Origin of the sequence: Caproiciproducens sp. CPB-2 (genome assembly GCF_036287215.1) — a bacterium.
Classification (GTDB): domain Bacteria; phylum Bacillota; class Clostridia; order Oscillospirales; family Acutalibacteraceae; genus Caproiciproducens.
On sequence record NZ_CP142860.1, the window covers coordinates 2,310,368 to 2,335,915 of the forward strand.

Annotated in this window: 30 protein-coding genes, 2 tRNA genes and 1 pseudogene; 4 read left to right on the forward strand and 29 right to left on the reverse strand. The window is 48.2% G+C overall.

Translation table 11 applies throughout. The features are described from left to right. Window positions 1-33: 33 nt before the first annotated feature. The gene (locus VXK30_RS11490; protein WP_275713761.1) at window positions 34-561 is read right to left on the reverse strand and encodes a nitroreductase family protein; all 528 of its coding nucleotides are present in this window, start codon (window positions 559-561) and stop codon (window positions 34-36) included. 205 nt (window positions 562-766) lie between these two features. Between VXK30_RS11490 and VXK30_RS11495 the strand changes: the two genes are divergently transcribed. Together VXK30_RS11495 and VXK30_RS11500 are read left to right on the forward strand one after the other, a co-directional pair. Further along, window positions 767-840: transfer RNA gene (locus VXK30_RS11495), tRNA-Gln, on the forward strand. Between the two features lie 27 nt (window positions 841-867). After that, window positions 868-944, forward strand: a tRNA-Pro gene (locus VXK30_RS11500). A 50-nt stretch (window positions 945-994) separates the two neighbouring features. Here VXK30_RS11500 and VXK30_RS11505 read toward each other — a convergent pair. The 11 genes from VXK30_RS11505 to VXK30_RS11555 form a co-directional block, all read right to left on the reverse strand. After that, window positions 995-2,158, reverse strand: a complete 1,164-nt coding sequence (locus VXK30_RS11505; RefSeq protein ID WP_275713762.1) for a recombinase family protein — start codon at window positions 2,156-2,158, stop codon at window positions 995-997. A 19-nt stretch (window positions 2,159-2,177) separates the two neighbouring features. Next, window positions 2,178-2,705: a recombinase family protein gene (locus VXK30_RS11510; protein ID WP_275713763.1), complete on the reverse strand. Its 528-nt coding sequence runs from the start codon at window positions 2,703-2,705 to the stop codon at window positions 2,178-2,180. Between the two features lie 41 nt (window positions 2,706-2,746). Beyond that, entirely contained in the window at window positions 2,747-2,938 is a 192-nt protein-coding gene (locus tag VXK30_RS11515; RefSeq protein WP_275713764.1) for a hypothetical protein, read from the reverse strand. A 131-nt stretch (window positions 2,939-3,069) separates the two neighbouring features. Next, entirely contained in the window at window positions 3,070-3,264 is a 195-nt protein-coding gene (locus VXK30_RS11520; RefSeq protein ID WP_275713765.1) for a hypothetical protein, read from the reverse strand. 540 nt (window positions 3,265-3,804) lie between these two features. Further along, window positions 3,805-4,047, reverse strand: a complete 243-nt coding sequence (locus tag VXK30_RS11525) for a helix-turn-helix domain-containing protein (protein WP_275713766.1) — start codon at window positions 4,045-4,047, stop codon at window positions 3,805-3,807. A gap of 150 nt (window positions 4,048-4,197) precedes the next feature. After that, on the reverse strand, window positions 4,198-4,614 hold the full coding sequence (locus VXK30_RS11530; RefSeq protein WP_275713767.1) for an RNA polymerase sigma factor: 417 nt from the start codon (window positions 4,612-4,614) through the stop codon (window positions 4,198-4,200). A 620-nt stretch (window positions 4,615-5,234) separates the two neighbouring features. Further along, window positions 5,235-6,077 carry an alpha/beta fold hydrolase gene (locus tag VXK30_RS11535; protein ID WP_275713768.1) on the reverse strand — a complete coding sequence of 281 codons (843 nt, stop codon included), beginning with the start codon at window positions 6,075-6,077 and terminating at the stop codon, window positions 5,235-5,237. A 101-nt stretch (window positions 6,078-6,178) separates the two neighbouring features. Further along, window positions 6,179-6,367: a cysteine-rich KTR domain-containing protein gene (locus VXK30_RS11540; RefSeq protein WP_275713769.1), complete on the reverse strand. Its 189-nt coding sequence runs from the start codon at window positions 6,365-6,367 to the stop codon at window positions 6,179-6,181. Window positions 6,368-6,379: 12 nt separating this feature from the next. After that, window positions 6,380-7,336 carry a DUF4180 domain-containing protein gene (locus VXK30_RS11545; RefSeq protein ID WP_275713770.1) on the reverse strand — a complete coding sequence of 319 codons (957 nt, stop codon included), beginning with the start codon at window positions 7,334-7,336 and terminating at the stop codon, window positions 6,380-6,382. A 266-nt stretch (window positions 7,337-7,602) separates the two neighbouring features. Beyond that, complete coding sequence (locus VXK30_RS11550; protein WP_442867966.1) at window positions 7,603-8,958, reverse strand: relaxase/mobilization nuclease domain-containing protein; 1,356 nt, start codon at window positions 8,956-8,958, stop codon at window positions 7,603-7,605. A gap of 124 nt (window positions 8,959-9,082) precedes the next feature. Next, entirely contained in the window at window positions 9,083-9,283 is a 201-nt protein-coding gene (locus tag VXK30_RS11555; RefSeq protein ID WP_442867961.1) for a CD1845 family protein, read from the reverse strand. A gap of 26 nt (window positions 9,284-9,309) precedes the next feature. Between VXK30_RS11555 and VXK30_RS11560 the strand changes: the two are divergent. Continuing rightward, window positions 9,310-9,678, forward strand: a pseudogene (locus VXK30_RS11560) (AraC family transcriptional regulator); the annotation flags it as partial. On the opposite strand, the gene VXK30_RS11565 reads toward VXK30_RS11560, so the two are convergent. The 4 genes from VXK30_RS11565 to VXK30_RS11580 all read right to left on the reverse strand — a co-directional run bounded on the left by VXK30_RS11565 (window position 9,675) and on the right by VXK30_RS11580 (window position 13,079). After that, window positions 9,675-10,388: an antirestriction protein ArdA gene (locus VXK30_RS11565; RefSeq protein WP_275713773.1), complete on the reverse strand. Its 714-nt coding sequence runs from the start codon at window positions 10,386-10,388 to the stop codon at window positions 9,675-9,677. The pseudogene VXK30_RS11560 and the gene VXK30_RS11565 overlap by 4 nt on opposite strands. Next, the gene (locus tag VXK30_RS11570) at window positions 10,375-10,740 is read right to left on the reverse strand and encodes a DUF7768 domain-containing protein (RefSeq protein WP_275713774.1); all 366 of its coding nucleotides are present in this window, start codon (window positions 10,738-10,740) and stop codon (window positions 10,375-10,377) included. The genes VXK30_RS11565 and VXK30_RS11570 overlap by 14 nt, the downstream gene beginning before the upstream one ends. Before the next feature lie 297 nt (window positions 10,741-11,037). Beyond that, window positions 11,038-12,387, reverse strand: a complete 1,350-nt coding sequence (locus VXK30_RS11575; protein ID WP_275713775.1) for a ParB/RepB/Spo0J family partition protein — start codon at window positions 12,385-12,387, stop codon at window positions 11,038-11,040. A gap of 86 nt (window positions 12,388-12,473) precedes the next feature. Then, the gene (locus tag VXK30_RS11580) at window positions 12,474-13,079 is read right to left on the reverse strand and encodes a hypothetical protein (protein WP_275713776.1); all 606 of its coding nucleotides are present in this window, start codon (window positions 13,077-13,079) and stop codon (window positions 12,474-12,476) included. Between the two features lie 491 nt (window positions 13,080-13,570). Here VXK30_RS11580 and VXK30_RS11585 point away from each other — a divergent pair, with 491 nt between their 5' ends. After that, window positions 13,571-14,398 carry a HEPN domain-containing protein gene (locus VXK30_RS11585; protein ID WP_275713777.1) on the forward strand — a complete coding sequence of 276 codons (828 nt, stop codon included), beginning with the start codon at window positions 13,571-13,573 and terminating at the stop codon, window positions 14,396-14,398. 605 nt (window positions 14,399-15,003) lie between these two features. On the opposite strand, the gene VXK30_RS11590 is transcribed toward VXK30_RS11585, so the two are convergent. The 13 genes from VXK30_RS11590 to VXK30_RS11645 all read right to left on the reverse strand — a co-directional run bounded on the left by VXK30_RS11590 (window position 15,004) and on the right by VXK30_RS11645 (window position 25,264). Beyond that, the gene (locus VXK30_RS11590) at window positions 15,004-15,336 is read right to left on the reverse strand and encodes a hypothetical protein (RefSeq protein ID WP_275713778.1); all 333 of its coding nucleotides are present in this window, start codon (window positions 15,334-15,336) and stop codon (window positions 15,004-15,006) included. 142 nt (window positions 15,337-15,478) lie between these two features. Then, the gene (locus VXK30_RS11595) at window positions 15,479-15,958 is read right to left on the reverse strand and encodes a hypothetical protein (protein WP_275713779.1); all 480 of its coding nucleotides are present in this window, start codon (window positions 15,956-15,958) and stop codon (window positions 15,479-15,481) included. Between the two features lie 311 nt (window positions 15,959-16,269). Continuing rightward, entirely contained in the window at window positions 16,270-16,821 is a 552-nt protein-coding gene (locus tag VXK30_RS11600) for an NYN domain-containing protein (RefSeq protein ID WP_275713780.1), read from the reverse strand. A gap of 177 nt (window positions 16,822-16,998) precedes the next feature. Next, a complete protein-coding gene (locus VXK30_RS11605) occupies window positions 16,999-17,487 on the reverse strand; it encodes a toprim domain-containing protein (RefSeq protein ID WP_442867962.1) in 489 nt (162 codons plus the stop codon). Continuing rightward, on the reverse strand, window positions 17,420-17,602 hold the full coding sequence (locus VXK30_RS17205) for a DUF3991 domain-containing protein (protein ID WP_442867963.1): 183 nt from the start codon (window positions 17,600-17,602) through the stop codon (window positions 17,420-17,422). The genes VXK30_RS11605 and VXK30_RS17205 overlap by 68 nt, the downstream gene beginning before the upstream one ends. 50 nt (window positions 17,603-17,652) lie before the next feature. After that, window positions 17,653-17,946: a hypothetical protein gene (locus VXK30_RS11610; RefSeq protein ID WP_275713782.1), complete on the reverse strand. Its 294-nt coding sequence runs from the start codon at window positions 17,944-17,946 to the stop codon at window positions 17,653-17,655. Window positions 17,947-18,103: 157 nt separating this feature from the next. Then, the gene (locus VXK30_RS11615) at window positions 18,104-18,616 is read right to left on the reverse strand and encodes a tetratricopeptide repeat protein (protein ID WP_329493331.1); all 513 of its coding nucleotides are present in this window, start codon (window positions 18,614-18,616) and stop codon (window positions 18,104-18,106) included. 20 nt (window positions 18,617-18,636) lie between these two features. Further along, on the reverse strand, window positions 18,637-19,119 hold the full coding sequence (gene mobL / locus VXK30_RS11620; RefSeq protein ID WP_329493333.1) for a relaxase MobL: 483 nt from the start codon (window positions 19,117-19,119) through the stop codon (window positions 18,637-18,639). 166 nt (window positions 19,120-19,285) lie between these two features. Then, entirely contained in the window at window positions 19,286-20,884 is a 1,599-nt protein-coding gene (locus tag VXK30_RS11625) for an N-acyl-D-amino-acid deacylase family protein (RefSeq protein WP_275713785.1), read from the reverse strand. Window positions 20,885-20,923: 39 nt separating this feature from the next. Continuing rightward, complete coding sequence (locus tag VXK30_RS11630; RefSeq protein ID WP_275713786.1) at window positions 20,924-22,402, reverse strand: sodium:solute symporter family protein; 1,479 nt, start codon at window positions 22,400-22,402, stop codon at window positions 20,924-20,926. Between the two features lie 25 nt (window positions 22,403-22,427). Further along, window positions 22,428-23,612, reverse strand: a complete 1,185-nt coding sequence (locus VXK30_RS11635; RefSeq protein WP_275713787.1) for a YgeY family selenium metabolism-linked hydrolase — start codon at window positions 23,610-23,612, stop codon at window positions 22,428-22,430. A gap of 35 nt (window positions 23,613-23,647) precedes the next feature. Next, a complete protein-coding gene (dpaL, locus tag VXK30_RS11640) occupies window positions 23,648-24,862 on the reverse strand; it encodes a diaminopropionate ammonia-lyase (protein ID WP_275713788.1) in 1,215 nt (404 codons plus the stop codon). An 18-nt stretch (window positions 24,863-24,880) separates the two neighbouring features. Further along, window positions 24,881-25,264 carry a RidA family protein gene (locus VXK30_RS11645; RefSeq protein ID WP_275713789.1) on the reverse strand — a complete coding sequence of 128 codons (384 nt, stop codon included), beginning with the start codon at window positions 25,262-25,264 and terminating at the stop codon, window positions 24,881-24,883. Window positions 25,265-25,548 lie beyond the last annotated feature (284 nt).

The window sequence follows — 25,548 nt, forward strand, 5'->3', positions numbered from 1 at the left end:
ATGCATCGCCAACATTTTCATATTATAATACAGTTATCTTACGTAGCTGATATCATCGTCACGGCGCTCTTTGGGAGCCGGTGCATTTTCACTCGGATACCCCACGGTAACGCAGCCGAACGGAATGTACTGATCGGGCAGCTTGAGGCGCTTTAGGATGCGCTCGTCGCGCAGGCCGTCGTTGACCGAACAGATATAGCAGCTTCCCAGCCCGTATGCCTGGGCGGCAAGCATGATATTCATGATCGCGCAGGAACAATCCTCGCGGTTATATTTCGCCGATTCCGGGGCCGACAAAACAACGACGGTGGGAGCGTTGTAGAACGGCACATGGCCCGGTACGAATTTCGCGCCGTTTTCCACAGCGACGGAGACAATATCCGCAAGCAGCTGTTTATTCTGAATCACGGTAAAATGCCTTGCCTGCATCCCCATGGTTGACGGGGCAAATTTTGCCGCGAGTAAAATATCTGTCAGCTCTTCCTCTGAAATCTGCTCAGGCCGATAAGCGCGAACCGCCCGCCTGTCGAGCAAAGCCTCTATGGTATGGTTGAGTATCACTGTGAATTCCTCCTTAATCACTCGTATGCCGTTTGGCACACAATCCATTTTAATATAAATTGTTTCAATTATATCTTACCTTCGATTATTTATCAATCCATTTGTGTTAAATACAAATTAAAAAACCCAAAGATTTATTTTAAAAAAAGGATTGACAAATTTCTGGTTTTTGGTATAATTATTCTTGCTGTTTGAAATATTTTGATGCGGAATTGTGTAAAGGTAGCACGACAGACTCTGACTCTGTTTGTGAGGGTTCGAATCCTTCTTCCGCAGCCATGGCCCCAGTTTTGGGGCCGCATTTTTCGAGGTGTGGCTCAGCTTGGTAGAGCGCTACGTTCGGGACGTAGAGGCCGCTGGTTCGAATCCAGTCACCTCGACCATGCGGAGTGTCCTTATAGGATCTGAGTATCCTATAAGGACACTCCGTTTTTTATCCGGCTTTTGCTTGGGAGTAGCTTAGTGCTACTCCTTTTCTCGTTTTTAAGCGTACATCCGCTTCCGGGATGCTCTCGCGCTCCGGCACGGTAAAGGCTCCGATGCAGTTGTAAAAAATGGTGATGCGCTGGACGGTCTGCCCTTCGAACTTTTCAGCGTGATACACGTCGATGTGGTCGATCAACTCCGTCACCATCCGCTGAGAAAGCTCCTGTGCGTCGGTATACCGGCGAATGGTTTCCAAGAAATTGTCGGCGGTCATGAGCTGCCCGCCCGCTTTCCGCAACTCCGATTTGAGTGCCTTAACTTTGGCGGCGTTTTCGCCCTGCTCCTGTTCGTACTTCTTGGACATTTTGGCAAACCGCTCGTCGTTGATTTTCCCGGATACGTTGTCCTCATACAGCCGTTCAAAAAGCGTGTCCAGTTCCTTATCCCGCGCCAGCAGACCGTCAAGTTCCCTTTGCCGCAGCGACCTTTCACATGCCGCCGTTTTTGCCGAATGTCCGATAATCTCTTTCACGAAATCATCTTCATACTCGTCGGCAAACTGCGTGAGACGGCGTATTTCCTGCAAAACCACCTGCTCCAGAAAATCCAACCGTATGTAATGGGTGGAGGTGCATTTCCGGTATCCGGTGTTATGGTTGCAGCAGCTAAAAAACTTGATGTCGTGATTTCCCTGATTGAAGTGATAGTTGAGATTGCCGCCGCATTCAGGGCATTTCAGCAGTCCCGAGAAAATGCTTCGTTCTCCGCTGACCGTCGGTTTTTTCCGGCGGGTGCCACGACGCAAGCTCTGAACCTTCTCCCATGTTTCCCGGTCAATGACGGCTTCGTTGGCGTTGGGAAATACAACACGGTTTTCCTCGTCGTTGGCGATACGTTTTTTCAACTTGTACGACTTGGAATAGGTTTTGAAGTTAATCACGTCGCCGCAATATTCCTGCATGGTCAGAATCTTTCTGATCGTGGTGTGTCCCCATTGCGTGGGCAAAACGGAGCTTTTTGTCCCGCCGCGATTGATTCCTTTGATTTGCCAATAGGACATGGGATTGAGAATTCCGTCTCTTGCCAGCGCGGCGGTGGTTTCGGAAAGACCGTATCCGTCAAGCGCCATTTGATAAATGCGGCGAACGACAACGGCGGCTTCCTCGTCCACAATCCAGCGTTTCGCGTTGTCAGGGTCTTTCCGATACCCATAGGGCGGGGGGTGAAAGCGGGACGCCGGAATTCCCTTTGAGCTTATTGACGATGCGGCGCTTCTTGGAAATATCTTTCGCGTACCACTCGTTCATGATATTGCGAAACGGGGTAAATTCGTTATCGCTCTCGTCGCTGTCCACACCATCCGAAACGGCAATCAACCGTACATCGTGAGCAGGGAAAAAATCTTCGGTATAGTAGCCGACTTTCAAGTAATCGCGTCCGAGACGGGATAGGTCTTTTACAAGAACAGCCGATATAAAGCCTGCCTCAATTGCTTTTATCATCTGCTGAAAGCCGGGGCGGTCAAGAGTTGTTCCGCTTATCCCATCATCTACGAAAACCTGAATATCCTCGTATCCTTTTTCCTTTGCCACTTTTTTTAGAATAGCTTTTTGATTCGTAATGCTGTTGGATTCGCAATCAAGATTATCGTCACGGCTCAAACGGCAGTACAGGGCGGCGGTATTCATGTTGTGCTTTTTATTGTTTGACTGTTTCAAGACAGCCTCCTTTCCGGCAGTCAAACAAGCAGTATTTACACTTATAGTATACCGCTTCCGCCCGCCCGTGTTAAGGATGTCGCCGCCGCACAAACCTGTTCTGTATCAGCCTCCATGAGCTTTAACAGAATTGCCGTGATTGTTTCGCCCCGGTCTTTATATACCGGCGTCACAACAAAGTTGATTTTATTGACCTGATAAGTATATCGCTCTGTTTCTGATCTTTCCGGCATACTGTCTCCTTCCTGAACTATGTAAATTTTTTGAGCCTCCCCGTGTCCTGTGGGGAAACACCAAAGGGCGGCACCGGCTATGGTGCTGCCCTCTAATCTTGCTCCACACTTCGGGCCAAGTTGGCCCGGAGTCAATAGGGTCTGTCGCAATAATGCCTGTCGGCTTCTCCAATGGACTTCATATCGAAAACATAATGAAGTTCCGAAATCACACGCTGAATATCATCGGGGCTGAAACCGCAGTTTTCCATAGCCCAAATGACATAGCCACGGCAAGCATTGTTGCTCCATTGCTGATAAAGCAATGCCTGTAACTGCTTATCCATGATAAAACTCCGTTCATCAACAGAGTGAGCAAACCGCGCCGTAAGTTTCGAGCCGTCATAAGACAGGCAGACACGGCGCGGCGCTCTTTTTCTGTAACGCGAACAGATAACCCGGACGGGCGACGGCTTGTCCGCCCCATAGGAATTTCACCTCTCCCCATTCTGATGGCGAGGCGTCCTCATTGCCTGCGACGGCTCACGGCCTGAATGGCCGCTTCACGCTCGGACTGTGACTGAACGCAAGTATCCGGGTTTGTGTGCTTTATCCGGCGGGGCCAAGTCCCGTCTCGCCTGCGGCATGGGCCTTGTCGCTCTCTCCATCCTCTGGCAATGGAGGTCATGGCGGGCCTGTCACTCGGCACACGTACCCTTCGTATCCGGATATCTTTTTATTCAGCTTTCAAAGTACAAACGAGGAAAAAGTATCCTCTACTTATTAGGACGGAAAAAGGCGTTTTGCGGCCTCCCTTTCCCTGCAAATTTGCAAAAAAATATCCCGCAGCTTTTTTGAACTGCGGGACACCTTATCATATTGGCAAGCTATTCAATTTCCGGCGAAAGATTTCGGAATAAATCGCAATTGTAAAAGTCTGTAATGCACAAATCCAATCCGTCGCACAGCTTTTTGACCGTGACCGCACTCACATCCCGGCGCTCCGGTTGCAACATACTGTATACGGTTGAGGGTGTGACGCCAGACAGCCGCGCAAGCTGTGTATAGGATATGCCGCGCTCTGTGCATAATTGCCGGAAGCGTTCCGCAATCGCGTCTTTGATCTTCATTCCCTCACCGTCTTTTCCGTAATCTCAAAATAAGCATAACAATTTACACGCAGTAACGTATACGCACTTGCGTGTAATCTGATTTTCTGTTAAACTGATTTTGAAAAAGGAACGGCCCCGTCCAACGACGGGGCCGCCCGAAAAATGCAGTTACTCGGTGAGATACTTTTGCAGTTGGATTAAGGCATGTTTGATGGAACGGCCTACACTGCCGCGATCAACACCTTCCAATTCGGCAATCTGCCGGTGCGTCAGGTTGTCCACAAAATGCAAAAGCAACCTCCGACGCTGTACCTCGGAAAGTTTTCCGATAGCCGTATAAAGCTGCCGATAGCTTTCCATTTTCATTACGAGATCGGCGGCGTCCGCCTGTGGATGGTTCATAGCCGCGTCGCTCAAACCGCCTATGAAATCCACGTAATCAAGATGTCGCCTATCTTGCCGCCTTTGGGAACGGATTTGCCGGTCGGACTGCTCCAACAGTTCTTTGACCGGGGTTGAAACCGCAACACAAATCTTGTTCCCACTGGCGGTTTTGTATGTTATCGTTACAGATGGCTTGTCCATTACTTTACCTCCGTTCATTTTGGTCGTGATCAAAATGCTGATGAACGGAGAACGGTGGGGAACGACAACCGGGGCAGATATGCCGCGCAGGCCCGGTGCGAACTTCGGGCCAACTTGGCCCGAAGTGATGGGGCTTGTCCCGCAATACCAAGAAAAAGAATAAAAAAGCACCTGTGCAGGGAGGTCCCCGCAAGGTGTTGGATGGAAAATGAGCGCAGTATTCGCCCACGATTATCTTGGAAACTTTTTTGAAGTTGTAAAAAATTAGGTTGTCAGCTAAGCCAAGCCGTTACGGTGGGGTAACGGTTCCTCCCATACGAAAAACAGCGACTTCGGGTACATAAAAGCCTCCTGTCCCAAAGCCGCTGCTGAATATGAATTAAAAAAGGGCGCAATTATTACGCCCACCACTATCTCTTTTTTGAAAAGAAAAGCGGCGGCCTTGATTTTTACTTCAAAACCGCCGTCTGGTATTGGCAATCTTTTTGAGAGGAATGATTATAATTCCCTGAACAGCGGCTTTTTATTGTCTGCCGAAACTGTTATCAATTAAAAGAATATCGAAAGTCTTATGACGACCATAGGATGCTAAATCAAACAAGGACGTAGACTGTGTCATCTTATTGCTGTAAAAACGATAATATATCATCCACCAACCCGATCAGTGTATGTCCCGCTTCCTGTAGCACGGTGACTTTTGCATTTGGCACAAGGGTTCTATAGCGTCGTGCTGTTTTCAGTGAATGAAACATTACATCTTTTCGTCCTACGAATAAAATGGACGGCATTGTCAATTGTGCCAATTCAGCATCCGAAAAAAGCGGAACTTGCTCCCGTCTGAAATTAAAGTTTTTCCCAATCAGCTTTTGATAATCCAGCATGATCTTTGGGATGGATTTTCCTCCATTCACTTTACGAAACAGGTGCTCAACACCTTTTTCCCCCAGCAGCATATAGAATAAAGACACATATGCAAAGGAAGTTTTTGGCGTGCCAACACCAGCTGGACATAGCAGAACAAGTTTATCGACCATTTGAGAATGGGCGATTGCAAACTTCAGTGCAAGCCATGCTCCCAGAGAGATTCCGACTATACTGGCTTTTTCTATAGACAGTCCCATAAATACATCGTGAAGCCAATTATCAAAATCAGGTCCTTCAAAGGGCAATTGTTTTTCATTGCTTTTGCCGGGTTCGCCTTGTAAATCAACAGCATATACCCTGTAGTGCTCTGAATACCTCTCCATATCTCTGATCCACATGACAGAATTTATGCCACTACCGTGAAGCAGTACCAAAACGGGTGCATCCTTTTTACCTGCCGCTATCACAAAAGCTTTTCCAAAGCGTGTGTCAACATTGATTTCTTCATAGGTAATCCGCATGTTACTAAGAAAGGCATCGTATTGTTTATATATGGCGTTTCTGCCCTCGGCAGTTTTAAAGGCAAACGTATTTTTCATCTTTATTTCCTTCTTTATAATTAGTAATCGACTTGCGAAAGTAATCTCTTCACTATCTGTTATGTAAAGAAAGAGCCGATAATTGTGAAGGATCTCACAAATTATCGGCTCTGCGTCTTAGCGTCTGGCTCTTGGATAACTGATATATTTAATTGTCGTACTCTGATCAGGGTTTCCTGTTTGCATTTCGGGCAGAACAAAGGGAAGTTCTCGAGTATTGTGTCTTCACGGATTTTTAATCGTGTCTTGCTCTTGCAAAAGGGACAATAAATCCACTTGATTTCTGCCATAATATCACCCCTTTAGGTTAAAAGCCAGCTTACGGCATCTTCCAAATTGGTGAAGATGCGAAATGTATTTCTGGCGCTAAGCTCGGAAACCATTTCCTGAAAACGCACAGGAAACTTCTGCCCGTCTTTGATAGTTACAGCCACTTTGATATAGGTTCCTAACTTTTGCAGCACAGCACCGGCAAGGCCTGTCCTTAACTTCACGAAATCATCTGAAAGGCTATCGCCCTCCAGAAGCACTGCGTTCGTGTCATGTTCAATACAAAGTGAAATAATATCAAGGGCATCTTGTTCCCCATGAAATAAGGGACCGCTGCTTTTAAGATACAGATATTTTTCCTCTTTGCTTTCCATTATCTGATAGTCCATTGTTGATTTCACCTCATTGTTTTCTTTTTGTATGACGGTTTCCGTCATCATGCTTCTCTCATCCGGCAGTCCTGCAATAAACCTTTTTACCTTTTGAACCCATTCAAGTTCGTTAGAATAAAAGGACTGGATATTTTCTCGTATCAAATCTAAAAGCAAGACTTTGCCGGAAGACTTTTGTTCAGCAAAATAGCATTTATCGAGTTTTCTTTCAGATAAAACCGCTTGCATTTTAACAACATCGGCATATGACGCTAGCATGTTTTCCAAATCACCGCGTTTTAACTGATCGGACAAAGCAAGCTTAATCAAAAATTCCTTTTTGAAAACCGGTACGTCAGTAACGGAAAGCAGCCAGCTTTTCAACTCATGTTGGCCATCGTCAGTAATCGTGTAGATATTTTTTGACGGAGAGCCGTCTTGATGTTTCACCTCTTTTGTAACAAAGCCTTCGTCCAATAATTCAGCGAACGCTTTATAGATCTGGTTATTGTTTCCGGACCAATACATAAAAGGCGTATGCTCAATTATTCTTTTTAGATCATACCCGGTCAATGGTTCAAAACTTAACATTCCTAAAATGGCATGGTTAATTGACATAATCGTCTCGCTCCTTTATCATATGATAATAATAACATATGGTAAAATCATTGTCAACTGTCCCGTATCACTTTATCAGTGAAAAAAACCAGTTGCAAAATAGCAAGCAGGGCAAGTGTATAGACACTTGCACATTTTATGGATTTTCCCTTGCGGGCAAAATCCATAAAACTGCTTGTTGTTGGGGCAAGCCGCCCCAAACCCTGCGACTTCGGGCCAACTTGGCCCGAAGTCGGCGCTCCGCGCCTGTTATTGCGTCACCGTCGCTACCGCTCCTGTTCCTTATTTTTCTGCGTATCCGTCAGCCCAAACAGGTGGTCTATATTGGCTTTCGCCGTGACAACCTCCTGCATGTCCTTCCGCACCGCGCGGTAATCCCGATATGCGGCCCGTTTCTCTGCCGCCAGCTTTTGATACTCGGCTTTGAGCGCGTCCATCTTTGGGAGCTTCGCCCCGGACAGGACGTGCCGGAATGTGGCCTGCGCCGCCCGGTAAAGCGCGATTTCGGCCTCATGCTCCGCAAGATATTTCTTACTGTATTTCGCAGCCTCGTAGCCTTTAAACGCAGGCCGGGTTTTCGCGTAATCCATAATTGCCGCCTTTAGTTCAGCATTGACACTCATAGCGCCCTCGATGGACTTGATCTGACCGGAGAGAACGTGAAAGCGGTCTGCGGCCCCCGTCGCCCGTTTCTCCAACTGCTCATATTCCAGCAAACCGCTTTCTTGCAAGTATTGAAGCGTCGCCGCCATCTGTTTCAGGTTGAATATCTTTGCCCACCGCTCATACGCCGGGCCTTTCCCGGCCTTCATTCTGGATTGAATATCTATAATCAGGTTTACCTTGCGCGGCGGTGCGCCCCGGCCTTCCGACGAGGCAGCGCGGCCCTCAACGACCGCCTGTATATCCTCCTGCCCATAGCCTTTTCCGAGTGTGGAGGAACGGAGCCGGGTAAACCGTTTCTGTCCCTCGGCCCGGAAGCTGATAACACCGCCGCGCCCGTGCTTCACTTCGTAGCCGGCCGACACCATAGCTTGTAAAAAAGCGGCCATACTCTGCGGCTTTTCGGCAAGACAGCTATCAATCTGTGCCTTTAGCCGTTCCTGAAAGGTCGGGGGTCTGTTATCGTCCTGCCACTCGCCATAGTGCTTGAATTTTCCCTTGCTGTGGAGCTTCGGATGAGCGATATAAGACAGGCCGTTTTCAAGGCAAATCCGGTCGGAGAGGTGGCGCACGGCCCGCGCGGAACCGATAAAATCCCGGAATTTTCGGGTGCAGTCAAGGGCTGTGGAGTTGTAGTAAATGTGGTTATGGATATGGTGGCGGTCAATATGCGTGGCGACGAAAAAGGCATATTTGCCTTTCGTCCAGCGCATTCCCATTTCATAGCCTATCCGGTTGGCGTCCTCCGGCGTGATCTCGCCGGGAAGAAACGACTGTCGGATTTGATAGCACAAAATGTCCGCATTCTTTTTCTGTTCCCGGCCCGTGATAGCTTTGTACTTTGCCTTACTTAATAGAAATTCCGCGTCGGCGGTTTCCGGGTCGCATAGATAAGCGGCAATCAGTTCGCCGCCCTTCGTCTTTTCCGGGTTTTGCCCGTAATCGAAACGGTCTTTCATGGACTGTGCTATCGTTTCGCCCTTGCTGATATGATGGGTTTTGAAGTAGGTTGTCGCCAAATGCTTTCCTCCTTTCCTGTAAAAGCAACTTCGGGCCAAGTTGGCCCGGTGATACACGACATTCTCAGCCTGTGATGAAGTCCCGGAGTGAATAGTTAAGACCGTTTAATCTGTCAATCAGCCATTCCGCAATGGCGGGAATACCGAGAGGGGAAATGAGGAACGAAAGCGCCAGAATCACACTGCCGTCGAATTTTCCCACAGTGAACAGCATAATCACGCCGATTAGCGCCCCAATTCCCGAAACAATTTCCAGAAACGTCACGGCATAATGGGGAGGGCAATTACGCTCTCATGAAAAAGTTCAAGGAATGGGCGAAAGCCAATGGCCTATTCACAGAATTGGCTGTTATTTTGGGAATTTCACAGGATAACCCCGCAACGACGACGCCTGAAAGCTGCCGCTATGATGTTGGCGTTGTTGTTTCCGAAGATTTCACAATCATGGATGCCGATGTAAACGTAGTGGAACTGTCCGGCGGAAGATATGCCGTTTTTACAATTGACCATACCGCAGAAGCGATTCAGAAAGCATGGGGCGAAATCTTCGTTCAGTTATCGGCTGAAAGCCAACAACCCGACGTTTCCCGCCCCATCCTCGAACGGTACATCCCCGCCATGATCGACAAGCATTTGTGTGAAATCTGCGTTCCCGTTTAAGACCGCTCCTCTGCTTTGTCGGAACGGCCTTTTGAGGCAACCGGCGCAGCGTCGATCATCTGCTGATACTGTTTGAGCGTGTCGCGGATGGACTTTTCCGGGGCGGGATATGCGAAAATCCGGGATTCCTCCGGCAAATCGTCTCTGCCGTTGTAAAGCTCCACGAATCGGCTCCCGGTGTCCACAATATAGCCGTTTTCGGTAAACGTGCCGCCGTCCTCCAAGGAAACGTCCCGCCCGTATGCCTCGTAGTCGATGTAGTTTTCCAGATATTCCGGCACTTCCAGCGCGCCCATTTCGTCGATCATGTAGCGGCCCAAATCGTCCTCGTCGCAAATACCGGGGTAATACTCGTAGCAGTCGAGGTTTTGTGCGAGGTTGATTAACTCTTTCAAGCCGCTTGTATGGTCGCCGCAGGAAAGGGCGGCCTCAAACTTTTCCCGGTCGCCCTCGTCCAAATCGTCCAGAAGGGTGGCGAGATAGTTCAGTTCATCCAGATCGGCGTATTCGGGCAGGCAGTCATACAGACCGGAAATGTCGGTTTCGTAGTCCGTAATGAAAATTTCCTCATACCGGACGCCGTCCACATGGATACGCTGGAAAAGGGCCTGCACTTCCTCGGTTGTGGCGGGGAACTTCAACCCCCCCCCGTCCAGAACTCCTTCGTTGTAGCGTCCGAGGTTGGTGACGAAGGCTTCAATCGCGCTCATTGGTTCCGGCCTCCGTGCGGCCCTGTCCCTTGACTGTCAGGATGCCGTTCAGCGTGGTCGCCGTGATATTCAGCCGCCCGGCTGTGGCTATATCGTTTTTCATATCCTCGTTCACGCCGTCCCCGCAGACAACCAGCACATGGGAACGGCGCAGAAGGTCACGCCCAATGTCGATGCCGCTTTTGTGTTCCTCCGGGATGGCGTCGTTGAGAATGAGGGGCAGGTAAAGTAGGGGGCAGACCGGGGAAAACCCTGCCTCGTATGCCGCCCGGCAGTACCGCGCCGCCTGTTTTGCGTCTGCGTTTTGATCGCCGCTCCATGCGGCTGTGATGTATGCCAATGGTCTTTTCATAGAAATAGAAAGCACCTCCGTTTCTGTCGCGCTGAATATGTCAACCTATCCTCCCGTCCTTTCCACGCTTGGAAAGGAAGCGGCTCAAGGGAATAATCCCCGTCGCATGGCCGCAGGAAAGCATAGCCGGAGCCTGCCGTCAAGAGCAAGGCCGCTTCGCGGTGGCGTTTCACGCAACTCTTGACGGCGGACACCGGCTATGCTACGAAAGTTGCGGCGACGGGGAATAAATCCTTTGAGCATCGGAGGTACGGGGCAGCGCCCCGCATACGGACTTCGGGCCAAGTTGGCCCGAAGTCACTTCTCCTGTTCGGCCTGTTTTTCCGGCTTCACAAGTTCCGGCTGCTTTTCCTTCCACTCATCGAGCAGCTTGATGATCTGATCCTTCATTTCGCGTGGGGTCTTTTCCTTTCCGAAATACTGAGAAAGCTCCTGACTTGAAATAATCACTTTGTCTACCTCCTTTTTTTCTTCGAGCATGATGCCGTCGATCACATCGCCGTTAAGCATTCCTTTTTGGTCAAGCTCCCGCATCCGCTGTGCCTGTGACAGCGACGGGGCCGACTGCTGGCCCTCAATGGCGACGGCGATATACCGCTGATTTTTCGGTTTGATGAAAGACATCTCCACCGCGGGAGTGAACGAAATCTTCTTATCGTCCACCATTTTCATCAGGTCGGGAACGAGGTCGTTGAGCTTAATATACCGTTGAACCTGTTTGACCGTCATTTTATTGCGCTCGGCCACGACCGTGTTGGAACGCTGTCCGTTTTCCGATTTGGGGCTGTCCTGACCCGAAATGGAGAGGTCGCCGCGTGCACCCTGCCGCTTGATGGCCTCCAACTGCATTTTCAGGGCTTTGGCCCGTTCGCTCGGCAGGATGTTTTCACGCTGATTGATGTTGTCCTCCACCATCTGCGTGATTGCCTCGTCGTCGGAGAGGTTGCGGACAATGCAGGGCATGTCCGCATATCCGGCCAATTCGCTGGCTTTCTGGCGACGATGGCCGGATATGATTTCGTACCCGCCATCCTCACGGGGCCGGACAATGGCGGGCTGCGTTACGCCTTTGTCCTTGACGCTCTCCACCATCGCCCGCATGTCATCATCGTCCCGAACTTGGAACGGATGATTTTTGAAAGCATGAAGCTCGGACAGATTGAGGAAAACAATCTGCTCCGTCTCGCCCTTGCGCGGTGGCTCCTTTGGCGGTTCCGGCTCCGGGGCCGGGGTTTGCTCCTTTGCCGGGGCCTTTTTTGCGGCGGTTGATGTCTGTTTTTCCGCGCGGGGCTGGCGCTCCTTTTTGGGAGACTTAGCCGTTTTTTCCGCTCCCAGTTTTCCCGGTGCGACGGCCTGTTTGGTATTATCCGTCTTTTGGGGACTGCCCCTGTGTTCGGGTTTCTTTCCCGACATAAGCTCGTTGATTTTGCCGGACGAAACAACCACGTCACCGGGGGCGGGAATGTGCTCGCCGTCGATGTCTGACGGCGTGGGTGGATCAATCGGTTTTTTGTCGTCATGGGCCAGCGCCGCTGTTTCTTCGGCGGTCGGTTCCGGGACGGCGGAAGCGGTTTTTTCCTCTGCCGGAGCCTCACCGACCGGCCCGGTTGCCGCTTCCTCCGGCATATTGGGTTCGTCTTTTGTCATACGTTTTTCCCCCTTGCTGATTTTTTGCAGTAAAAAAGGGCCGAGAAAATTCCCCGCCCATTCTGCCTGTTTTGAAAATGACCGGCTTAATCCGCAATCGTGAAATCCAGCGTCAGTTCATGCGAAACGGTTCGCGCGTTTGCCCAGGCTAAGCCGAATTTAGCGGTAAGCGCCAGATCCCCCGATGCTCCGTTCGCGCCGAGCGTCCCCAACGGCACTTCCGACGCAAGATCGCCCATATAAACGGGAGCGTCCCGGTCAATCTTCGTCCAGCCAGAACCGGCTGTTTTACCAATTTCTACGCCGAGTGCCATGCCGCTTCCGGTTTGCGCCGCCGTCAGGCTATTCCAGTCCGAATAGGACGTAGGGGCGGCGTCACCGATTCCGGCGGTCGCTTTCAGGCCCGCGACAGAAACCCCGACGGGGAAAGTAGAGTTATTGGTGATTGGAATGTCCGGCGCGGTGAACGGCGTATCGCTGTTTGGGTCGATGGTATAGCTGATACTGACCGGGTGCGTCACGGACACCAGTTCATCCGTATGGTAGTGCGCGACAGCCGAAATGTTCCCGGCGTTGTCCACGGCGGCGATATGAATGTAAAAGCTGCTGCCGGACGGACGGGGAAAAGTGTAGCTGTCCGCCGTAGTTGTAATGCTCCCGTCCGGGACGGTATCCGGCTTATCATCCACCACTATGGAATAGCCTTTCATCCCGGTTTTTAGGGATGTTGATATAACCGGGGAATCGTATTTCGCGCCGTCGTTTTGCCCTGTGGCCTCCACATAGTATTGATACTAAAGGAATTGGAGGACTGCCCCTTAACCGAGTTTTAGTAGATATAAAGTAAATAAATTAGCTGAGTGGCAGCATACCAGATAATTAGGGTGCGCGAGCTAGACAATTACGGCAATTTTAAGTTTTTCGGTGTAAATATTGCTTGCAGATTGCCCGTAAACCATTGATATTACTTGATTTCTTCAAGTCCTATAATTTCACTCCGACCATTGAAAAGACCGTCGACTTTTGTCGACGGTCTTTTATTTGCTTGTATTTATGCAGGTTACGGGCTTTATATATGGTATAAGTCCTATAATTACCCTCGAAAGAAAAATTGAGTGACGGGATTTATCGGTAAGTGGTATAATGGCCATAAAACAAATAAATTTCAGGGGAAGTGTACGTTGTGAGTATTTTTGGTGTAGGAACGGAAACCTATTTATATGTTAATGGACTAACCATCAACAAAGCCCTCCTTATTAGCAATAACAAAACGCTTATGCCAGTAAAATGCAAATTGCCTTTAGACACAATTTCTAAACTAATTAAAAGGGACGTTGATTTTGCTATTGCTATTTTATGTTCAGGATCACTATCATCACAACTGAAAATTGAAGCTGAAAATCCAAAGGATTTAGCTATCTCAGCATGGAATGCTCAATGGGATTTAATTCTACTAAGTGCTATATTCAATTGTAATTGTGTTTGTAATTTACAGTGCACACAGCCTTTGGAAGAAATTTCAAGTGACTCAGCACTTCAAGTTACAAATTATCATATGAAAGGATTGATTAATGAACCCTATACTGTTACTGATGAAAATTGCAAGTGGATTAACCAATATTTTTCTAATGCTCAAGCCTTAATAGAGAACGATTCCTTTATGATGGCTGTTCACTCAATGGCTACATATAAATGGAACCCTCATCCAAGAGTGCAATTGGCGATTTTGTGGGCGGGCATAGAATCGTTGTTTAGAATAAATAGTGAATTAAGTTTTAGAATTAGCCTATACATATCTAAATTTCTATCTGATAAGAATAGCGATGAAGCTAAAAAGATATTTGATGATGTCAAAAGTTTGTATAAATCTCGTTCTTCTGCTGTTCATGGAGACAATATTAAAGGTGATAGTACTACTCTTGTAGTAAGATCTTCTTCTCTTCTTAATAGGCTTATCGTAAAATGTATAGAAATAAATGGTTTGCCAGATATAGAGAATTTAATTTATTAGTGTTTGTAAATACTACTTGCCGACCGCCTGCAAACCGTTGATATTACTGTGTTTTCCCAAATCCTACAATTCCACTCCGACCAGCTTTATGATAACTCTCCAGCTGCGCTGACCACATAGCCAGAGAGATATAATCATATTATTGCTTGGCATCCGGAAGCCGGTTCCGCCGCATATCCACATTTCTGGTGCAGATAAGATCTATCGCGTTTTCAGGGAGTCCAGAGGCTCGCTCCGAGCTTTATATCACCTCGTTCCACATTTTCGCTCATTATCGCGTAGCTTGAATTTGGTTCGGTCCAATAAACTCCGGTATTACTCTTCCGGCAAGCATAGGTAGCAAGCTGACACGAGCATTTGAAATGATAGTTCAAATGCTGGTCTTGACTCACTAACTAAGTTGTCAAGGAACGCCAGCCTCGTGCTGTGACTGCATCGGTCATGATGAGGTACACAATGTTTGTCATTGTGGAGATATGAGAAAAACAAAAGTCTGCACCCTAATGGCCACATAAGGGTACAGACCTTGACATGTATCCGAAATGCGTGTTAAAATAACACCGCATAAAACGGCATTCACAAGTCATAATGGGGTCGTTGCCCACTTATGGCGCAAGGCGATTAACTGTTTGGTCGACGGTTTTTCGCCTGTGGATGCTTTTTGTTATACACAAAAAATCAGTCCCTTTTGGGCAGATGATAATCCCTTCGGTAGTGGCCACGAGGTAAACACAGTCCCCGATCTGGATGTGGTTTGATCGCGCCCATTCAACAGGAAGATTAAACCGGCTAATGCTAAGCTTCAGGCTTTTATTGCATTGCATGTAGACCTCTGACGTTTCATGGATGCCATAAAGCTTGCGGATACTTTTGTCGATCACGATCCGGTGCCTTGCTGAAACGATTGCCGGCAGGCCAATGATTTTTAGATATTTCATTTCTAATCTCCATTCATAAAAAATGAGCAGACCGGGATTGTTCCTGATCTGCTCTTGTTTTTTCGATGTGGTTCCCCATTCTTTCAAAGCAGGGAAAAAAAGGGCGGGCATTGCTTATTAAAAAATCATCCATGGCTGCATTTTACCCATCACCGGATTTATCACTTTCATATTTTCTCTTATGGAGAAGTTTCCACTTAGCCATCTTAGAGATAAAGTCTTTTTTTCTCTGCTTTAACGTAGCCTTCGTTGTGGAATTAGTTTCTTGGGGTGTCATAAGCCGCAGCTTTAGCAGACGAGAAACGGTCAACGGCTTCGCTGAGATGTATTTCTGCCGGCGCGGGAGCAGGCAGCTGTGCACCTGTCTGCCGGGTACCGTGCTAACCATCGGATTCTCGCCGGCTGGAATATCTGCCGGCACATTGGGTATGTATTCGGGAATTTCAATCTGTTCAAAGGTCTCCTTCGCCTGTGGAAGGTCTATTATATCTTGTTTTGTGTCTTCTTTTTTGTCCATGCCTGGCTGATCTGAAGGTCCCGAAATCTGTGGCTCAGTGAATACTGTGTACCGATTTGAAGTCTGCCCGTTATTTAAGCGGTGACGCAGCTCGGAAATGACCATACCCGCCTTTTCCAGTTCCCGTAAAGCCCTCGTCACCGTCGCTACATCTTACAAGCCTCCGCAATCGTCCTTTTAGACGGCAAGCATTCGCCGTTGATGTTGCTGCAGCTTCTGAAATAAAGAGAGCAGCCAGAAAAGCGACGGCTGCTATAGACATAACAATGGCAATTGTACTTGGCATAATTTTTTCCTCCTTAAAAAGGATATAAGAAAAGCACCTCCGAAGAGGCGCTAACAGATCTAATTAACGTACTATTTGAACATAATGGGAAATTACATACTAAGCGGTACTGAATTACGATAGTACGCGATTAGCCCATCTCTATCCTTTTTGATAAAAGTAATTGAATAATAGAAATCCTCCAGGTTGACAAATTTCCGTTTCGTTCGGCATAATCTTTAAGTGCTCTGCTGCATGTTTTATTCCATGCGTAGATTTCAATATTCCAGCCAAACTTTTCTTTAATACGCTTCAAATCCGATAAAAATCCTTCTCCCAATTGTTTACCAGCTCCATCACCAGTTAAAATTGCCATTGTTGATGGCTCATTATCAATTGCAGTACGTAACATCATGGTTTGTAATGACATGTCAACACTTTCTTGCTCCTTTCCATCTGCTGTCTTATTAAGCAATTGAAGTTTGATTCCCATATTCTGAAGGTAATCCCACAATGCGTCGCTCGGTGGCGGAACGCTACCTGATAGATAGGCACAATCAACATTCCTGTTCTTACAAACAAGCTGAAATAGCTTTGTAAAATCAGTTCGAAATAGTTCTCTTGGTGCTTTAGGTTCGAGTTCTGGCCGCACCGTCTCAAGTCCAGATATGTGAATATTTGAGTTGTCCCCAAAAATGTACATATTATATTTCCTCCATTATGTATAATAAATGTTAATTTAGTATTTCGCCTAATGCTATTATCCGAATATCTAAAAAATTTAGATTTCCAATTTATCATCTTCTTATATTACATTATATTTTTATTTTTTGTCTAATTCAACTAATTTTACCAAATTATGAATTATTGATCATATTTATTACCCATATTTCAAATCATCATTCCAATCCTTTTTGATAGACTTCAAAATACTCACTTCATAAGGCCGCTGCAATTGTTCTCGCGTTTCTTCGGACAGATCTTCCACATACATCCCTTGGGAAAGCCTATGCAGTGTTTCCTGAATAATTGCGTCGGCCTTGATACCGGCGGCGTCATTATCCATGCATAAAACGATTTGATGGATTCCCAGATACTCTGATAGGAAGCGGAGCAAGGCGAGTGGAGCCGTGCAGCCCAAGGCAAGGTAGCTATGTTTCTGCCATCCTTCTCTTTTGTTAAGGGTAATGAAGGACAGCATGTCAATAGGTGCTTCAAAGACATAGAGTCGCTCTGATCCACCGTGGTAATTGAAGAAAAAATCTTTTTCAGAGCCGTCTACATCACCCCGGTATGGCTTTTCAGTAAGCGTTAAGCGTTCCTTTCTGATGAGCCGCCTTGGCCTTGCCGGTTGAATCGTATCCGACAAAGACGGCGTTATGTGTGCTGGCGCTTTCATATAGGCTTCGGTTATGTACAAAGAAGGAAATGATTTCAGAATCAATGCGCCGTTCCTGCATCAGATAGGCATAAACACGCTTCATATTGCGGCTCTTACCGGGCAGCACGAACGGGCGCCGTTCTCTTCCTTTTTTTAGCGTGATCTTTCAAACTCAATTCCGTTATAATCCTTGCAGTTCAGCGTACAAACGGCATCCTGAAACCGCATGTTAAAAAAGGTGCAGAGGAAATCAATCGCGGTTCCTTTGTCGCCGGTGGAGTGATCATAGAAAATGTGTCCGCGAAACTTGACGCTGTGGTTAGCTGCCCACATCCATTCTGTGCCACTCCGCTCGGATTTTTCTCCCTTCGCGTCCAGAATGTTCTTAATCTCCGTATGCGCGGCTACATAGATTTCTTCTTCCGTAAACGGTATGAATTTTGACAAATGAATTCCCCCCTACATTATTTCTTCCTGATCGTCATATTGATGGCCGTGGACTTCTTTGAGTGCCTTATATAATAAATCCGGGTCAGGGTTCCCCTGCAGGATTTTTTGAAATCCTGCGAGAGCGGCCGCATAGATTAGCTGCGCTTTGAGTGCGTCAACAGGGATGCCTTCCCCTTTCTGTCATTCTGGCGAGCTGAAACTGAGAATAAGGATCGCCTTTCACAGCGCTCATGGAAAACCATTGCGCTGCAGCGGCGTAATTCTGAGCCGTGCCGTTCCCGGAGTAAAACATCAGTGCAATTTTGCGTTCCATGCCTGCATCCGGCTGCTTATGATCGAGAGAAATAAATCCGGAAATCGCTATAGAGCAGAATTTCTGTGCCAGTGAATCATCTTTAGGAATTTCCTTTCCCGCTGATAAAAGCAAGCCCAGCTGATATGCTGCAAAAGGATTCCCTTTCTCTGCGCATTTTCGGAACCAATCAACAGCACCCTGTACGTTCTTTTCCACGCCGATACCGGATAGCAAAGCTTTGGCAGCTGCAAACTGAGCGAATTCATGCCCCAGCTTTGCCGCCGCCAAAAAGTATTGGAGAAGTTTTTTGGAAAGAGAGTCTATTTGCTTTCTGTTCAGCTGATCGGTGGAGCCGCTCTGGATATCTGACAAAATATCGTCGATCTTTTTTTTCAGGTTGTCCCGGATCTCCGTCTTATGCTCATAAATATGCCGCCTTTCATCTTATTGATGCCGGACACGTTCAGGTGGCCGACTTTCGGATTATCGGTAAATACAAAAAGGTGGATGTGAGGATAATGTGTTGTATTATGCATTCCGGCGTACCAGTGAAGGTCGGATACGGGGATATTGGACGCTTTCGCAATGACATCAATCTTCTGCAGGACCAGATCGCGCCAAGGCTTTTGATGATCATACCCCAGCGCATCGGCATCTTCCCGCCGCAGGGAGATAACGTGCGTCCAAATGCTTGCGATTTCCTCCTGAAGGCTATACGCTCCCTCCCGACGATAATAAATCCATGTCCAATCCGTTATTACGTCGGGGACAACTCCGACCCATCTCGCCGCTTCCTCCCTTGGGAGATTTCCTGCTGTATATTCTCTTGTTGTTCTTTCCTTTTCCGCTATCGCTATTTTGCTTTTTCTTGACATAGCAATGCTCCCTTCATGTTCAACAGTGTTTTTCTCTTTCACTGTCTCTCAAAAGGGAGCATATAAAAAATCCGGTGGTCAAAATTTTAATTTTTTAGTTCATCTTGCGGCTCTTGCTTTACTTTTTGTTTGTGTAATTTTAAGGACACTGCTAAAAGCAATTCCGCTATTTGCTCACGTGCCCGTTCCGCAGAACACATCCGGCGCGAGTTCCCGTATGTTTGCCATCCTTTACCACTGTTTTACCGTTGATCATTACCATGTCAATGCCTTCCGGATACTGAGCGGGATCTGTGAAGGTGCCCTTGTCAATGACGGTGTCCGGATTAAACAGCACAATATCGGCGAAATAGCCGGGTTTAAGCTGCCCGCGCTCTTTGATGTGCATGGTTTCCGCGGGTTTGGTGGTCATTTTGTAAACTGCTTCCTCCAGCTTGAGCGCTTTGTCCTCGCGCACATACTTTCCGAGAATTCTCGGAAAGGTTCCGTATACGCGGGGATGCGGCTTGCCGCCAAGCAACCCGTCGGTGCAGGCGTTCATCTCCGGGCGCTTCATGAAGCGCCGCACATGCTCCTCAGTGCCGTAGAAGTCCACCATGCCAACGGCGTTTTCTTCTTCCATCAGCAAATCAAAGGTTGCATCGTAAGGATTCTTGCCGTGCAGCTCACCGAGCTGTGTAAGGCTCAGGCCGATGGCGTTTTCGTTTTTCTTATTCTTGACGCTGGTGACATAGATGTTGTCAAGGCCCGCGAAGTCTACGAAGTTATCCCATCCCGGAATTCCGTTCTCAATATCCTCGACCATCTTTTTACGCAGTTCTTTGTCGTGGAGGCGTGTCACGAGCTTATCTGTGCCGCCGTCGTGCACCCATGGCGGCAAAATCACGCCCAGCATGGTGCTGCCCGCCACATACGGATACTGATCAAAAGAGACTTTTATGCCTTCGGCTTCCGCCTTTTCAAGCAGTGCGACCACCTTGTCAATCTTATCCCAGTTCTTTTTGCCGCAGACCTTGAAGTGCGAAAAGTGGGTGCGTACGCCGGACTCCCTGCCAATGCGGATAACCTCCTCCATTGATTCCAGAATGGTGTCCGCTTCGCTGCGCTGATGGATAACGAATAGTCCATCGTATTCCGCAACGACCTTGCACATCTCAATGATTTCTTCAGTGCGGCCATAGGCGCAGGGCATATAGATCAAACCTGTGGAGAGACCCATCGCGCCGGCTTCCATCTCGCGGCGGGTGATGTCCCTCATTTTTTGCATCTCCTCCGGCGACGGCTGGCGGTTATCCAGCCCCATTGCCTCCATGCGGATATTACCGTGCGGTACAAGGTAGCACTCGTTGATGCCCGGCCCGACTTTTTCGATCATAGACAGATAACCGGCGGTATCTTTAAAGTGCCAGTCAATTTTGTCGCTGTCGCCGTCCAATCCCGCAAGATTTTTCCGCCACGGGCTGATGTACTGCTCCGGCAGCGGCGCCATTGCAACACCGTCCTGACCGAGCACCTCGGTGGTCACGCCCTGCATCACCTTAGGTAGAATTTCGGGATTCAGCAGAATCTGAACATCACTGTGGCTGTGGGTATCAATAAAACCGGGAGATACTACGAGACCGGAGGCGTCAATAACCTTCATATCTCCGCTTTCTGCTACGTCACCGATCTTTTCAATTCTGTCGCCATCAATCAGCAGACTACCCTTGAAACCGGGTTTTCCACTGCCGTCTATAATCAGACCATTTTTAATCAGGGTTTTCATTTAATTTTACCTCCTAAAAATACTATTTAAGCACTGTCACTATTCTTCGTCAAACTGAATTTCCGGCGCTGGCGCAATTCCCATTTTCTTATCAATCGCAGAAATTGCGAAAATTGCGATGAATGCCACGATGCCGCCGGGTACCATTGCGCTGAGATCCCAAGGAGAATGCAGAGCGTAAATCCAGATAGCCGCAACTACGGTACCAACCACAATAGAAATGAAGCCCGCGCGTTTCGTAACATTCTTATAGAAGATACCGCAGATAAATGCCGCGAAGGGCCCTGCACTTCTCAGTGCGAATGCGCTCATCATAACGCTGATGATGTTCGACGCGGTGAGTGCTATAATAAGGCCGACAATGCCAACAATAACCATGACTACACGGGAAATCCAAATTTCCTTTTGGTCGTTCTTTATTCCCTTGTTAATATAGGGCGTGAAAATGTCATTGGTGAACATGGTAGCCGTGCCGATCATATTGCCAGAGGCGCTGCTGATGGTTGCCGCAACAATTGCCGCCAGAACAATACCCGCAACAACCGGCGGAGCAAAGCGCATGGTGGCTTCTGCCAAGGCATTCTTCTGGATGCCTCCTGCCGCATAGCCGTCAATGCATGAATAAGCGATCAGGCCGATAATGGCAGGGATGATTGCGAACGCAGCGGACACAAGACCTGCCAGCACAGATCCGAGTTTTGCGGATTTTCCGTCCTTTGCGGAGCAGAAGGTCTGTACGATTTCCTGACCGGTTGGGAACGTCATAAAATACATCACGATATAGCCTATAATCGTAGTAAAGCCGATTTTAGTCATGCTCAGCAAATTAAGGGATTCGCCGGAGGCCGCTTGAATACCCTGTGCCTTTGTGAACAGGGCGCCGAAGCCGCCTACATCTTTATTGTTTACCATAATGAACATGGCAATTCCCATACCGACTGTGATGAACAAAACGTGCATGAGGTTTGCCGCAGTAACCGATTTATAGCCGCCAATCATGGTATAGACGATTACAACGACGGTGCTGATGATAGCGGCAATGTTAAATCCGATGCCAGTCAAAACACTGATAATGGATGCGGTAGCGATAATCTGCGCCCCTGTGGCCATGAAAAGCGCGGTAATGGATGTAAATGCTGTAAAAATATGGGAAGCTTTTCCGTAACGCTTGCTGATGATTTCCGGTACGGTATTCGCCTGCGCTTTCCTGAAATAGGGAGCGATGAAAGAAACCAGAACAAATCCGATGCCCCCGGCGATTACGTACCAGCTTGCGGACAAACCGTATTTATAGACATTGGTTGCGATGCCGGTTGTACTCGCGCCGCCCGTATTGGACGCAAACAAAGTGCCTGCAAGCACAAGGGGCCCTAAAGATTTTCCTGCCATCAGGAAGTCGTCATTGCTTTCCTTCGCCAGTTTGGACTTCTTCCTCCTGGACGCAATCAACCCGATCGCCACAGTTGCCGCCATGTACAGCAAAATAATAACGGATGCCGTGATTTGTGTGCTGCTCATTATTTCTTACCTCCTCAAAATGAATCTATTTCAAAAGGGCTTTCATCACCGCGTAGTATGCCTCGGTGACTTTGGTGAGCTGTTCAATCTCAATATATTCGTTGAGCGTATGCGCCAGATTTTCCTGCGACGGTCCAATGCCGAGTGTTTTGATTCCCTCTTCTCCGGCATAGTGGCTGCCGTTGGTGCAGAAGTTGTATTGGGTAATCTGCGGCTCAAATCCCTCCGCCTGCATTTCCTTCAGAACGTCCTGTACAAACGGTTCCTCTTTGTCGTAGAGCCAGCCGGGGAAGAAACGCTCGCCCGTAATTTTATTGCCGGTATAGCAGGTTTCGGTTCCCACTGCGTAGGACACCTTTGCTTTCAGCTCGCTGTCATCTGCCATCAGCTTGTCCAGCAAATCCTGAATGGGCTTGAGCACGCCTTCCTTTGTCTCGCCAACCAGCAGGCGGCGGTCATAGGTGGCACGGCAGTATTCCGGTACCACCGAGGCACCCGGGTACGGTGAGCTCTTTACGTCGGTGAGTTCCATAATACCGTTGCCCAATACAGGATGATGCGTAGGTTCAAGCGTCCGAATGGCCTCTACCACCTTACACATTTTGTAAACAGCATTGATGCCCTTTTCGGGGTTTGCGGAGTGCGCAGGTTTGCCAAAGGTTTCAACTACAATCTCCGCGCGGCCGCGCTGCCCAATTTTGATGTTCAGATTCGACGCTTCGCCGATGACCACATAGTCCGGTTGGACTCGTCCACTGATTCTTCGGGCGGCAACACCCTCAAAACACTCTTCATGCACCACGCCTGCCACATAGATATCGCCCGCGAAATTCTTGCCGTTATCGGCGGCAAAGTTTGCGGCGGCCGATGCCATTGCAGAAAGCGCTCCTTTCATGTCCGAGGTGCCTCTGCCACAGATTTTTCCGTCCGCAATATCAGCGGCAAACGGGTCATGCACCCAAACGGCGGGGTCGGTCACGGGAACTGTGTCCATGTGTCCGTCAAAAAGCAACTTTTTCCCCGGGCGGTTGCCTTTGATGTGTCCGATCGTGTTGCCATAGTCGTCCACGAACACATCATCAAAACCATGTCCCTCAAAAAACGACTTCAGCTCGGCAGCAACGCCGCTTTCCTCACCTGAGTAACTTTTTTGGCGAATAAGCTTTCTGCAAAGCTCAATCACTGCGTCCTGTCTTTCTTTTGTCAGCATATGCCTTGCCTCCATATTCTTTCTAAATATACTTTCTATTCAAAGCTGGAATGTTTTCCATCCCATACGATATTACGATAACCGTCTTTGTCGGTATCCCCTTCGGTGGAGAAACAAAGCACCTTGGATGACGCATCTATTTTAAGCTGGTCACGCAGCCATCCGAGACTGCTGTTTTGCATCAGCTCCGCCACAAGGCCGAGCGTTGACGCGCCGCTTTCGCCGGATATGATTCTTGTATCTCCCGGCAGCGGGTTGCCCAGAATCCTCATGCCTTTGGCCGCCACATAGTCAGGCATGGATACAAAGTTGTCCGCGTGGTCACGCAGCACCTGCCAGCCGATGGTACACGGCTCACCGCAGGCAAGTCCGGCCATGATGGTGTGCATTTCGCCTTTTACGAAATGCAGCCTGCCGTCATTAGCATAGGCGGTGCGGTAAAGGCAATCCGCCTGATTAGGCTCCACAATCGTAATGATTGGCGGATGCGGGTCGTCCTTGTACAAATCCGCAAAAAAGCCTGTGACACCTCCCGACATCGCCCCAACACCGGCTTGTAAGAAAATGTGTGTTGGCTTTTGCTCCCGGAGCTGCTGTGCCGCTTCGTATGCCATGGTGGTGTAGCCCTCCATAATCCATCCGGGAATGTCCTCATAACCCTCCCATGACGTATCCTGCACCATAATCCAGCCGTACTTTTCCGCATTTTCATTTGCCAAACGTACCGCGTCATCATAGTTCAGATCGGTAATCGAAGCCTCGGAGCCCAATGCCCGGATATTTTCGAGCCGTTCCTGAGCGCTGCCTTGGGGCATGTACACCACGCTCTTCTGTCCCAGTCTGTTTGCTGTCCAAGCCACGCCTCTGCCATGGTTTCCGTCGGTCGCGGTCACAAAGGTAAGCGAGCCAAGCTTTTGCTTCACTTTGTCGCTTGTCATTCGCTCATAGGGCAGCTGCGAAAGAGGAACTCTAAGTCGTTTTGACAGGTACCTACCAATTGCGTAGCTGCCTCCCAGAACCTTGAAGGCATTAAGACCGAACCGGAAGCTTTCGTCCTTCACCCAGATGTCTCCCAACCCCAACTGCTTTGCCAAAGAGCACAGCTCGACGAGCGGGGTGACGCTGTACTCTGGAAAGCTTTTATGAAAGGAGTTGACATCTTTGGCATGCGCAACGCCGAAACGCTCCACAGAATATGCCTTTCCTTCTTCAGGGTGCTCCCAATGCACAGATTTAAAGCATTCGTTCATTGATTTCCCTCCTTTTGTTCATTTTGGTAAAACTGCAATTGCCTCAATCTCAACCACGGCGCCCTTAGGCAGGTTTGCCACTTCAATCGCGCTACGTGCGGGGCACTGTTGCTTGAAATGTTGCGAATACACGTCGTTCATCGCAGCAAAGTCTCCGATGTCCTTCAAAAATACAGTTGTCTTTACCACGTCATCAAGACTGCAGCCAGCTTCTGTAAGAACGGTTTTAAGATTTTTAATGGATTGCTCGCTTTGCGCCGTGACGCCACCTTCAGGAAAGCCGCCTGTGGAAGGGTCAATCGGAAGCTGACCCGACGCAAACACAAAGCCGTTTGCGGTGATTGCCTGAGAATACGGGCCGATTGCTGCCGGAGCGCTGGTACTGGAAACAACGTTTTTCATGATTACCGCCTTTTCATAATAATTTTTTATTGGTAAATTGGTTTTCTTTGTAAAATATTATAATTTTTTATTATAATAATTGCAATATACATAAGCAACAATTAATTATTCTATTATTTGTTGCTATTATCAACAATAATTATTAAAAAAAGAAATTTTACAAAATAATAAATTATTATTGTATTGTATAAGATTGCCGAATATGGTAAAATGGACAATATCATAAAACTATATACGATTTCTACCTCACAAGACCGTTCATTACTTCTTCAAGGAGTGTGTCT

What these genes read in the sequence shown, in the direction of transcription:
- VXK30_RS11515 (WP_275713764.1), bottom strand. Translation starts at nt 2,938, where the DNA reads ATGCCGGAAAGATCAGAAACAGAGCGATATACTTATCAGGTCAATAAA.
- VXK30_RS11520 (WP_275713765.1), bottom strand. Translation starts at nt 3,264, where the DNA reads ATGGATAAGCAGTTACAGGCATTGCTTTATCAGCAATGGAGCAACAAT.
- VXK30_RS11525 (WP_275713766.1), bottom strand. Translation starts at nt 4,047, where the DNA reads ATGAAGATCAAAGACGCGATTGCGGAACGCTTCCGGCAATTATGCACA.
- VXK30_RS11530 (WP_275713767.1), bottom strand. Translation starts at nt 4,614, where the DNA reads ATGGACAAGCCATCTGTAACGATAACATACAAAACCGCCAGTGGGAAC.
- VXK30_RS11535 (WP_275713768.1), bottom strand. Translation starts at nt 6,077, where the DNA reads ATGAAAAATACGTTTGCCTTTAAAACTGCCGAGGGCAGAAACGCCATA.
- VXK30_RS11540 (WP_275713769.1), bottom strand. Translation starts at nt 6,367, where the DNA reads ATGGCAGAAATCAAGTGGATTTATTGTCCCTTTTGCAAGAGCAAGACA.
- VXK30_RS11545 (WP_275713770.1), bottom strand. Translation starts at nt 7,336, where the DNA reads ATGTCAATTAACCATGCCATTTTAGGAATGTTAAGTTTTGAACCATTG.
- VXK30_RS11550 (WP_442867966.1), bottom strand. Translation starts at nt 8,958, where the DNA reads ATGAAAGACCGTTTCGATTACGGGCAAAACCCGGAAAAGACGAAGGGC.
- VXK30_RS11565 (WP_275713773.1), bottom strand. Translation starts at nt 10,388, where the DNA reads ATGAGCGCGATTGAAGCCTTCGTCACCAACCTCGGACGCTACAACGAA.
- VXK30_RS11570 (WP_275713774.1), bottom strand. Translation starts at nt 10,740, where the DNA reads ATGAAAAGACCATTGGCATACATCACAGCCGCATGGAGCGGCGATCAA.
- VXK30_RS11575 (WP_275713775.1), bottom strand. Translation starts at nt 12,387, where the DNA reads ATGACAAAAGACGAACCCAATATGCCGGAGGAAGCGGCAACCGGGCCG.
- VXK30_RS11590 (WP_275713778.1), bottom strand. Translation starts at nt 15,336, where the DNA reads ATGAAATATCTAAAAATCATTGGCCTGCCGGCAATCGTTTCAGCAAGG.
- VXK30_RS11595 (WP_275713779.1), bottom strand. Translation starts at nt 15,958, where the DNA reads ATGGTCATTTCCGAGCTGCGTCACCGCTTAAATAACGGGCAGACTTCA.
- VXK30_RS11600 (WP_275713780.1), bottom strand. Translation starts at nt 16,821, where the DNA reads ATGTACATTTTTGGGGACAACTCAAATATTCACATATCTGGACTTGAG.
- VXK30_RS17205 (WP_442867963.1), bottom strand. Translation starts at nt 17,602, where the DNA reads ATGAAGCGTGTTTATGCCTATCTGATGCAGGAACGGCGCATTGATTCT.
- mobL (WP_329493333.1), bottom strand. Translation starts at nt 19,119, where the DNA reads ATGTCAAGAAAAAGCAAAATAGCGATAGCGGAAAAGGAAAGAACAACA.
- VXK30_RS11625 (WP_275713785.1), bottom strand. Translation starts at nt 20,884, where the DNA reads ATGAAAACCCTGATTAAAAATGGTCTGATTATAGACGGCAGTGGAAAA.
- VXK30_RS11630 (WP_275713786.1), bottom strand. Translation starts at nt 22,402, where the DNA reads ATGAGCAGCACACAAATCACGGCATCCGTTATTATTTTGCTGTACATG.
- VXK30_RS11635 (WP_275713787.1), bottom strand. Translation starts at nt 23,612, where the DNA reads ATGCTGACAAAAGAAAGACAGGACGCAGTGATTGAGCTTTGCAGAAAG.
- dpaL (WP_275713788.1), bottom strand. Translation starts at nt 24,862, where the DNA reads ATGAACGAATGCTTTAAATCTGTGCATTGGGAGCACCCTGAAGAAGGA.
- VXK30_RS11645 (WP_275713789.1), bottom strand. Translation starts at nt 25,264, where the DNA reads ATGAAAAACGTTGTTTCCAGTACCAGCGCTCCGGCAGCAATCGGCCCG.